This is a genomic window from Actinomyces bouchesdurhonensis (genome assembly GCF_900128465.1).
GTDB classification, from domain to species: Bacteria; Actinomycetota; Actinomycetes; order Actinomycetales; family Actinomycetaceae; genus Pauljensenia; species Pauljensenia bouchesdurhonensis.
The window spans coordinates 447,918-456,992 of the sequence record NZ_LT635869.1; the positions used below are offsets into that span (position 1 = coordinate 447,918).

Annotated in this window: 5 protein-coding genes and 2 pseudogenes; 4 read left to right on the forward strand and 3 right to left on the reverse strand. The window is 63.8% G+C overall.

Annotation, left to right across the window (positions count from 1 at the left end):
• From BQ7477_RS10525 to BQ7477_RS10535, 3 genes and pseudogenes are all read left to right on the forward strand, one after another.
• Positions 1-764: pseudogene (locus BQ7477_RS10525) on the forward strand (P-loop domain-containing protein); the annotation flags it as partial.
• 804 nt (positions 765-1,568) lie between these two features.
• A complete protein-coding gene (locus tag BQ7477_RS10530; protein WP_073983829.1) occupies positions 1,569-2,330 on the forward strand; it encodes an ABC transporter ATP-binding protein in 762 nt (253 codons plus the stop codon).
• 29 nt (positions 2,331-2,359) lie between these two features.
• Positions 2,360-3,199 (forward strand): ABC transporter permease, encoded by an 840-nt coding sequence (locus tag BQ7477_RS10535; RefSeq protein WP_234968808.1) that lies wholly within the window; start codon positions 2,360-2,362, stop codon positions 3,197-3,199.
• 678 nt (positions 3,200-3,877) lie between these two features.
• Here the strand turns inward: BQ7477_RS10535 and BQ7477_RS10540 are convergent.
• Positions 3,878-4,885 carry a DUF559 domain-containing protein gene (locus BQ7477_RS10540; RefSeq protein WP_073983830.1) on the reverse strand — a complete coding sequence of 336 codons (1,008 nt, stop codon included), beginning with the start codon at positions 4,883-4,885 and terminating at the stop codon, positions 3,878-3,880.
• A gap of 481 nt (positions 4,886-5,366) precedes the next feature.
• Between BQ7477_RS10540 and BQ7477_RS12865 the strand changes: the two genes are divergently transcribed.
• The gene (locus BQ7477_RS12865) at positions 5,367-5,621 is read left to right on the forward strand and encodes an FtsX-like permease family protein (protein WP_338072961.1); all 255 of its coding nucleotides are present in this window, start codon (positions 5,367-5,369) and stop codon (positions 5,619-5,621) included.
• A gap of 171 nt (positions 5,622-5,792) precedes the next feature.
• Here BQ7477_RS12865 and BQ7477_RS11735 read toward each other — a convergent pair.
• Both BQ7477_RS11735 and BQ7477_RS12595 read right to left on the reverse strand, forming a co-directional pair.
• Positions 5,793-8,483: pseudogene (locus BQ7477_RS11735) on the reverse strand (prealbumin-like fold domain-containing protein); the annotation flags it as partial.
• Positions 8,484-8,897: 414 nt separating this feature from the next.
• Positions 8,898-9,075, reverse strand: a 178-nt coding sequence (locus BQ7477_RS12595) for an L-serine ammonia-lyase, iron-sulfur-dependent, subunit alpha (protein ID WP_234968821.1), incomplete at its 5' end; no start/stop codon positions are given.

Consider the following 9,075-nt stretch of genomic DNA (forward strand, 5'->3'; position numbering starts at 1 on the left):
CCCGCCTCTTCGACGTCGACGTGCCCAACATCGTCATGGACTGCTTCGACTACGTCTCCGAGGACCCGGCCACCACCCGTAAACGTTCCCGCCTCCTCGCCCACGTCGCCGCCTACGAGGACTACCGCACCCTCCAAAGCATCCTCGAAGAACGCGGATGGGTGTCCTTCGTCGCCGACGAGGCCATGCTCGCGCGCCGCTCCGGCGTGTCCGAGGCGCCCCTGACCGGTGACGGCGTCGTTGCCTTCGCCGCCCCCGAGTCCCTGCGCGCCACCGTCACCCTACCCCACGCCGGCGAGGTGTCCGGCATGGCGATCCCCCCGGGCCTCACCCTCATCGTCGGCGGCGGCTACCACGGCAAATCCACGCTCCTGGAGGCCATCGCCCAGGGCGTGTACGCGCACGTTCCCGGCGACGGGCGCGAACTCGTCGCCACCGACCCCACCGCCACCAAGGTGCGTGCCGCCGACGGGCGAGCCGTCACCGGCGTCGACATCTCACCCTTCATCACCCACCTGCCCGGCGGCGCCGACACCACGTCGTTTTCCACCGAGAACGCCTCCGGCTCAACCTCGCAGGCCGCCTCCATCATCGAATCCCTCGAGCTGGGCGCGCGCACGCTCCTCATCGACGAAGACACCTCCGCGACCAACCTCCTCATTCGCGACACCCGCATGCGCGACCTCGTCGCCGCCGAGAAGGAACCCATCACGCCCCTCGTCGACCGCGTCACCTCCCTCACCGAGGCCGGCGTCTCCCTCATCATNGCGGGCTGGCCGGCGACGCGGTGGGGCGGACTCGGGGCGGGTATGGGTCGCTGATGCGGCGTGGTAGACGAGGCTGGCCAGGTGGGCGAGGTGCGCGAGGCAGTCGAGTCGTAGTCGCGTCCCCACGCCGGGCCCGGCTGCTTTGCGCGAACCGGACTGTTTGGTGTGCGCTCAGTATTTTCGCACGTAATTCCCATGTAAACCTTTCAAACATTGAATTGGCATCGTTGGAATTGCAACGTTTCTGGGCTTTGTTGAAAGTTCATGCAATCGAATTACGTGCGAAATTTCTGGGAGGTGTCTCCGTCGTCACTTGTGGGCACCGTCGGGCCGGACTGTTTGGTGTGCGCTCAGTAATTTCGCACGTAATTCCCATGTAAACCTTTCAAACATTGAATTGGCATCGTCGGAATTGCAACGTTTCTGGGCTTTGTTGAAAGTTCATGCAATCGAATTACGTGCGAAATTTCTGGGAGGCGTCTCCGTCGTCACTTGTGGGCACCGTCGGGCCGGACTGTTTGGTGTGCGCTCAGTAATTTCGCACGTAATTCCCATGTAAACCTTTCAAACATTGAATTTGCATCGTTGGAATTGCAACGTTTCTGGGCTTTGTTGAAAGTTCATGCAATCGAATTACGTGCGACTTTTGTGGTGGGGAGATGTGTCGTGGCCCTGCAGGCCACTCCGTAGGGACCACGGAACACCGCGGGGCGAACCCCGAGACCACCCCGGGTGGTCTCGGGGACAAATAAGGGGAAACCTCCGTAGCGGTGACGCGCGCCGCAGGCGCACGATGGATGCATGAACACGAACACAACAATCACGGCCCCTGCGGCCGCACAGGCCCCGGCCTCGTCCATCGTCCGACTCCAGGGCGTCTCCAAGATCTACGGAAGCGGCGACGCCCAGGTGCGCGCCCTCGACGACGTGAGCGTCGGCTTCGGCGCCGGCGAATTCACCGCCATCATGGGTCCCTCCGGCTCCGGCAAATCCACGATGATGCACATCCTCGCCGGCCTCGACGCCCCCACCGCCGGGCACGTCTTCGTCGAAGACACCGACATCACCGCCCTGAAAGACACCGCGCTGACCAAGCTGCGCCGCGACCGCATCGGCTTCGTGTTCCAGTCCTTCAACCTGGTGCCCACCCTGGACGCGCGCGCCAACATCCTCCTGCCCATGCGCCTGGCCGGAAAAGCCCCCGAAAAGGAATGGTTCGACCTCATCGTCAACTCCCTGGGCATCGCGGACCGCCTGAACCATCGCCCCTCTGAAATGTCCGGTGGCCAGCAACAGCGCGTCGCCGTCGCCCGCGCCCTCATGAGCCGCCCCGCCGTCATCGTCGCGGACGAGCCCACCGGCAATCTCGACTCCCACTCCACCGACGAGGTCATGGACCTGCTGCGCCGCGCCGTCGACGAACTCGGACAGAGCGTCATCATGGTCACCCACGACACCGCCACCGCCGCCTACGCGGACCGCGTCCTCGTGTGCCGAGACGGCCGCATCGTCTCCGACCTGCGCGACATCACCGCCGACAACCTGACCGCGGCGCTGCGCTGAACGCGCGCCCACACCCCAAGGCTCATCTCATGTCTGCAACAAACTCCCTCCTGAGCGCCAACCTGCGCTCCCACGGCCGCCGTTACATCTCCACGGGCCTGGCCGTCGCCATCTCTACGGCTTTCATCGTCATCACCCTCATCGTCATGACGGCGATGACCTCGGGCCTGACCTCCAGCGTCTACAGCCAGTACCGCGGCGGCACGATCGTCGTCTCCCAGAGCGACGACGCGCCCGAGGGCGCCATCGAGAACGCCGAAAAGACCCTGAGTGCAACCAGCGGCGTCACCGCCATCAAGCACATGGCCCAGTGGCCCGCTGACGCCCAGACCGACACGACGCGCGCCGGCCTCTACGTCTCGCCGATGGCTCCCAAGCCCTTCGCCGGCCTCGACCTGAGCGCCGGAACCGCCCCGACCGCTGACGACGAGATCGTCATCCCGGAGCACACGGCCTTGACCCTCTCCCTGAAGGTCGGCGATACCGTCCGCGTGCGCGCCGGATTCAGCGCGGGCGACCGCACCCTCACCGTTGTCGGCACCACGCACACGAACACGATCAGCATGGGAGTGCCCGCCAGTTACGTGACCGACGGCGGATTCTCCGCGATCTTCGGAACGACCGCGTCCGGCAAGTTCATCGTCGCCACCAGCGCAGCGGACACGGACAGCAACGCAAACCCTCCCAGCGCCACCCAGGACGAGTGGGTGGCAACAGCAAACTCCGCGCTCAGCGGCATCTCGGGCGTGAGCGTGACCAGCGTGCACCAGGCGATCCAGGACGACCTGAACCAGGCGCGCCTGGGAGCGTCCATGACGATGGGAATCATNGGTGTCCGTGGACGAGGCCCGGGCGGAGCCTTCGGGTGAGTCGCGCCCTGAGGCCGCCGAGTCCTAATCGCTGTCGGCCCGGCGGCATACCGTCTGTCGGCCTGGCGGAGCTTTCGGGTGAGTCGCGCCCTGAGGTTGCCGAGTCGTCATCGTTGCCGGTCTGGCGCATCGTCTCGATGACGACATCCAGGCCACGCTGCCTCCCACGGGCACTCCAGTCGGCCCGGCATACTGTCTGTCGGCCGGGCGGTGACCTGTGTCTGGCTTCCTCGATGCGCGGGGCGGCCTAGCTTTCGGCTGCCCGCTCTGCCCCTGCCTCGGCATGGTTCCCCAAAAATGTCGCACGTAATTCCCCCGCGACTATTTCAAACTTTGAATTCAGACCGTTGGAATTGCAACGTTTGTGGGGCTAATTAAAAACTGACCAAGGGAAATTACGTGCGACTTTTGTGATGTGTGCTCAAAGTGCAGTCCACTTCGGTGGAAATGGGCATTTTAGGGGCGTTTTGGGCGAGGTGGTCTACGGTTTGGGCACACTGCGGTTGAAACCGGAGCCGGGGGTGGGCTCGGGCCGGTCTCAGGGACCTATACGCTCGACTGAGGGTGGATGGAGCGCAAACCTTGCCCAGGCCTCGTCCTTGGGTGCATGACGTATTCTTCCCCGGACCCCGGACCCCGGACTGAAGCTTGTCCGGTGCGACAACCGAGCCGTGCGGCTTACTGGCTACCGAGGAGCGTGCGGATCTGCCCGAGGATCTCATCGGGATGTGCGAGCGCCTCCCACCGAAATCGTCGGATTTGCCACCCCTGGGCTTCGAGCAGGCGCTGGCGGCGCTCCTCGGCTTCGATCGACCGGTGGACGGAATCGACGTCGGAGCCGTACTTGCCACGGCCGTCGAACTCGATGCCGATGCGCGCCTCCGGCACTGCGATGTCGATGAAGTACCACTTGCCGGAAGCCGACACCGGATACTGTGTCTCCAACCCCGATAGTCCCCCGCAGATCAGGAGATAGAGCAGTCGAGACTCTCCCACGCTGTCGCAGCCCGCATCCGCGTGGGTGAGCACCCAGCGCGCGGAAGTCACGTTCCTCGTTCCCTGACCCGAGGAACCGATCATGCGCTGCAAACGGGCGCGGTTAACCTCCTCGCGTTGGCGTGAATCGTCCCGGTAGAAACGCCGGTATCGCGCCAGTTCGTGCAGGCCCGCGCAGGCGACGACAAATGCTTCCTCCCGGTCGAGTGCTAACGCGCAGTCAATGATCGTGTCCTCGAGCGTCGCCCCCATGAGGTCCCCGTCGTAGCGATTCATCGCTGGTGATCGTCCTCCTCGTGGCCGGTGCGGGCGGACTGTGACGGCCGGAACATGGAGGTGGCCCGCGTGAATCTCGGGAAGCGTGACCGGACGCGGGTGATGGTCCGAGGTCGTGGTGACGTGCAGCGGATGCTCGCGCAGAAGCGGTAAGTCACGGAGCCACGCGGCGGTGGGGCCGGATGCGATCAGGTGCGGGTGCCTGTACTGAAGGGCCAGCAGCCGCGCCAGATCGACGGCCACACTCGGGGCAGGATGCGTGGTGATTGCCTCGGAGTCGAGGTAGTAGCCGGGAGCGATCCTCACGAGTTCGCCTCGTTGCGCGCGACGAGCCAGTTTCCGGCGCGCGCCGTTATCCCTGTTCGCAGTTGTGTGTGCGTGCTCCGCAAGGGTGCGGACCGCAGATGCATCCATCGTGGTCTCCTTCGACTCGCCTTCAATTGTAGGGTGNACCCTGACGACCACCTCGGGCGCGCCCGCCTACACCCCCGAAGACGGAGCGGGTTCGGAGGACGAGGCCCAGGCCTCGTCGGTCATGATCACCGGAGAACCCGACTACACGGGCGTCACCCACTCGACCGTCACCCAGATGGGCGATGGGCAGGTGCGCGTCGGGGACGAGGCCCTGGCCGGGCAGACGCTGCGCCTGTGCGCCGAGTCGTGCGTGGACCTGAGCGCCACTTACGACAAGAACGGCAGCGTCGGGGAGGCTCAGGTCTCCGAGAAGACCCTGCGGTCCATCGAGTCCTTGCCGCAGCGTCAGGCGGTCATCATCAAGCTGGCTGATGGGGCCGACGCCGAGACCGTGCAGGCTGCGCTGCTCAAGGATTCGCACCTGAGCGTCAACGGCTCCGCCTTGGAGCGCCAGATGTACACGAAGGTCATTGACAAGCTGATGCTCGTCCTCGTCGGACTGCTGGGCGTGTCCGTCCTGGTGTCGCTGGTGGGCGTGGCCAACACGCTGTCCCTGTCGGTCGCCGAACGCACCCGCGAGAACGGGCTGCTGCGGGCCCTCGGCCTGACGCGACGCCNCGCGGCGGGTTGCCAGCGCGGAGGCGATCAGGGCTGCCGCGAGCGCCACGTACGGGTACAGTCCCAGGCCGCCGGCTTTGGGCAGGGTCGGCATTTCCGTGTCGACGACGATGATTGAGGCCTGGTAGTGGCCGTCAACGATCATGCCCTGTGAGTTCGGCGAGTTGTTATCGAAGTCGGAGTTGTAGGACTGGACGGCGGCTTTCGCCCACCGCAATGGGTTGCTCATTTCGGCACCCATGGACACGTTTGTTCCGGAGCCGTCGGCGTACCTGGAGGTGAGTGTGAAGGGGATCGGCTGGGGGAGCAGGGAGTGTCCGGCGGGTGCCTTCGTTTCGACGAGCCAGTATTGTTTGCCCATTTCCAGCGTGGTGGTCTTCCAGTAGTAGGGCGAGTAGCCGACGTTGGTTGAATTCAGCGAGATGATGGGTGTGGCGGAAGCGTTGACGCGTGGGTCTACGTCGTAGATCGCGAATTCGGAGCCGGACAGTGGGTACAGTCCGTTGCCTTGATCGTCTATGTACTCGTTGCTGATTTCAGGCCACTGGAGGTTTGTGTACTGGTGGCCGGCTTTCGCGATGACGAGCGTGTGGACGGGGACGGAGCCGCAGGCTTTGTTGTTGGCCGCGCCGTCGATGTCGCGGTTGGCGGCGACGGAGAGATCGGCGTACATGCCGTACCCGCTGGTGGGTGTGCCGCCGACGTTTCGACACATGTAGTTGGAGATGGTGACGCCTGCGGCCTCGGAGCGGGTGACGTTGACGCGTACCCAGTATTCGCGTGTGGTGTTGGCTGGCAGTGGTTCGGAACTGGTGATCGTGTAGCGTCCTCCGACTGCGGATACGGGTGTGCCCATGTCGAGGGCGTCTTGGCTGGAGCCGATCATGACGGAGTTGATGGTCAGTCCGTATGCGAAGTTTGGCACGAATTGGACGGTGCTCGTGTCGCTGTTGAGGGTTCCCTTGTTGGATGCGGTGATCTTGTAGTCGACGTCGAAGGTGAGTGCGCCCGTTAGGCCGCCGTTGGTGGCGACCGTGTTTTGGAAGCTGACGGATGCGTGGCGTGAGTGGTTCGTGTAGGTGCAGTCGATCATTTGGGCGGCTGCGCTGTGTGCGGCGCCCACGCCCGCGAAGTTGATGGATTTGGTGGCTTTGTTGATGGTGACGTCCACGTCGTCGCCCTCGCCGTTGACGCAGGTGATGTCCGTCAGTTCCCATTGTTCGGTGGGGTCGTCTGTGCTGGTCATGCCTGTTTCGGTGACGGTGAAGTCTGAGTGTCCGACGAGGAACGCCTGGTACGAGGCCATGGATCCCTTGTTGGCTGTGCCCACCCCGGTGGGGGTGATCGTCTGGCTGAGGGAGCCGTTGCCGACCCATCCGGATACTGTGCTTCCGTTTGAGGTTGTGGACGAGGCTGTGGCGCCGGTGGATGCGTCGATGGTGTCCTGGGTGGCGGTGGAGGTGAAGGTGGCGGAGGGTTGGGTGGTGTAGGTGCGTCCGTCGTCGGTGGTGATGACTTTGTGGATGCGCACGTAGCGTTCCTGGTTGATGGTGGCGTACAGGCACGCGAAGGTCATGTTGAGTTCTTGCGTGCTCATGGACGTGACGGGGGTGGCGCCGGCCGGGGGCGCGGCGGGGCAGGAGGCGCTTTGTCCGTTGTTTGTGAATCCCCAGATGGTCATGCGGTAGCGCACGCCGTTCTTTTCCCACACGGTGTCGGGCAGCGTGGAGGTTGAGATGGAGACGGTGTCGTTTGAGGCGGGGGTGCGCAGCGAGATGTCGACGGCGTTCGGCCAGTCGCTTTCGGCGCGTTGCGCGGCCGTCCAGCCCAGGGTCTGGTTGATGTGGCCCTGCTGTCCCTTGTTGTAGAGGTCGTAGCTTCCGTTTCCGACGCCGACGTTTTGGGCGCACACGGTCCGTCCTGTCAGCCATTGGTCGGAGTCGCGTCCGTCCGGGTTGTACAGGCGCGCGGGTCCCGTGAATTTGCCGTGGATCCTACGGCGGCTGCCATTGGCGGCCACTGACCCGTCCGGGTTGGTGTCGCACACGGAGTTGGCGACGATGGTGTAGGCGCCGCCCGCGTGCGGAACGACCGTGGTTTGTGTGTCGTCCTGCGTCTCGGTGATGTCCCACGGGACGATGCCCTGCATGGCGAAGCCGTCGCCTTGGATGCGCAGGTTCAGGTTGCCGTGGAAGTACCGCTGCGGGCCCACATCGGTCAGCGTTTTCTGGTTCCCGCCCGTGCCTCGTTCCAGGTTGTTGAAAATCGGGAGGTTGTTGTTGCGCAGCGTGCCCAGCAGGAAGGGTTGGCCTGTGGAGACCGTGCCGGGGTTGTTGGGTTTGAAGCCCATCGCCGTCTGCTTCCACGGTGCGATCTTGCCCTGGACTGTCGTTTCGTTGTCGTAGAAAATGACGCCGTTCTCCTCCGGGTTTTCGCCCCACGGCAACGAGCGCGTCGTGTAACTCCAGTAGCCCTGCGACGCCAGGGAGGACTCCAACCACTGGGCGCGCTTCCAGCCTGTCCCCTCCTGCATGGATCCGCCCGGCCATGGACCCCACTGATTCAGGGGTTTCACCCAGCCGTCGCGCGACCACATGTTCGCCTTGTAGGTCTCCATGAAAGCGTATTGGAAGACCGAGTTCTTCGTATCTTCGACCGTGCCGTAGTAGACGAAGCGCCGGAAGTTCTTGTCCTGCATGGCGGTTTGGTCGGTCAGGGCGATGCCGGGGTAGGTGCGCTGGGTGGGCGAATCATTGACGACGGAGTCCGAAAAGATCGAGGCGACGTTGCTGATCGTGAACGTGTCGGACCCGGCGGGTTCCTGTGCGGCGTTCGCGGGTTCGGTGTTGAGCGGTGCGGTGAGGCAGACGCCGCCGAGCATGAATGCGGAGGTGGCGGTGCAGGCGATTTTTCGGAGCAGCGTGTTGGCCTGCGACTTGGCGTGGGTCGTGCGCCGAGTGAAGGCTGTCAACAGTCGCATGTGTACTCCGTGTGTCCCGTGGCGTGCGTGATGGGGTGGGGCGGGTTTCGTTCCCGGTTAGTTATCGTCAAACTAATTCGTGAGAATGCTACCCGCGGACGGGTGCGATCGCAAGCGTTTGTCATAACATCACAGTTTGCGAGGATGTGTCAGGATGTCAAAATGGCAGAAATACACTAATTTATCGAAGTCGACCTGAAATCTATGTTCGATGGTAAATGCTTGACAGTTCGTGTGACCGGATGGTCTACAAGGGTGAGCGTGGAGCTTCGTTGCAGTGTTGTATGGGCTATTGGTCCTATGGCGTGGGTGCGGGTGGCTGGTCGCCCAGAGTTTGCCGAGGACGGGGAGTGGCGGACACACTTGCGCGACCGGCAATTGGACCTCTTCGCTCGCGTAGGCGGTTGTTGTGCCTCAGCATTCGACGACGTTGACGGCCAGGCCGCCCTCCGACGTTTCCTTGTATTTGGAGAGCATGTCGTTGCCGGTCTGGCGCATCGTCTCGATGACGACGTCCAGGCTCACCATGTGCCGCCCGTCGCCCCACAGGGCCATGCGCGCCGCATTGATCGCCTTGACCGCGGCAATCGCG

What these genes read in the sequence shown, in the direction of transcription:
- BQ7477_RS10530 (WP_073983829.1), top strand. Translation starts at nt 1,569, where the DNA reads ATGAACACGAACACAACAATCACGGCCCCTGCGGCCGCACAGGCCCCG.
- BQ7477_RS10540 (WP_073983830.1), bottom strand. Translation starts at nt 4,885, where the DNA reads ATGGATGCATCTGCGGTCCGCACCCTTGCGGAGCACGCACACACAACT.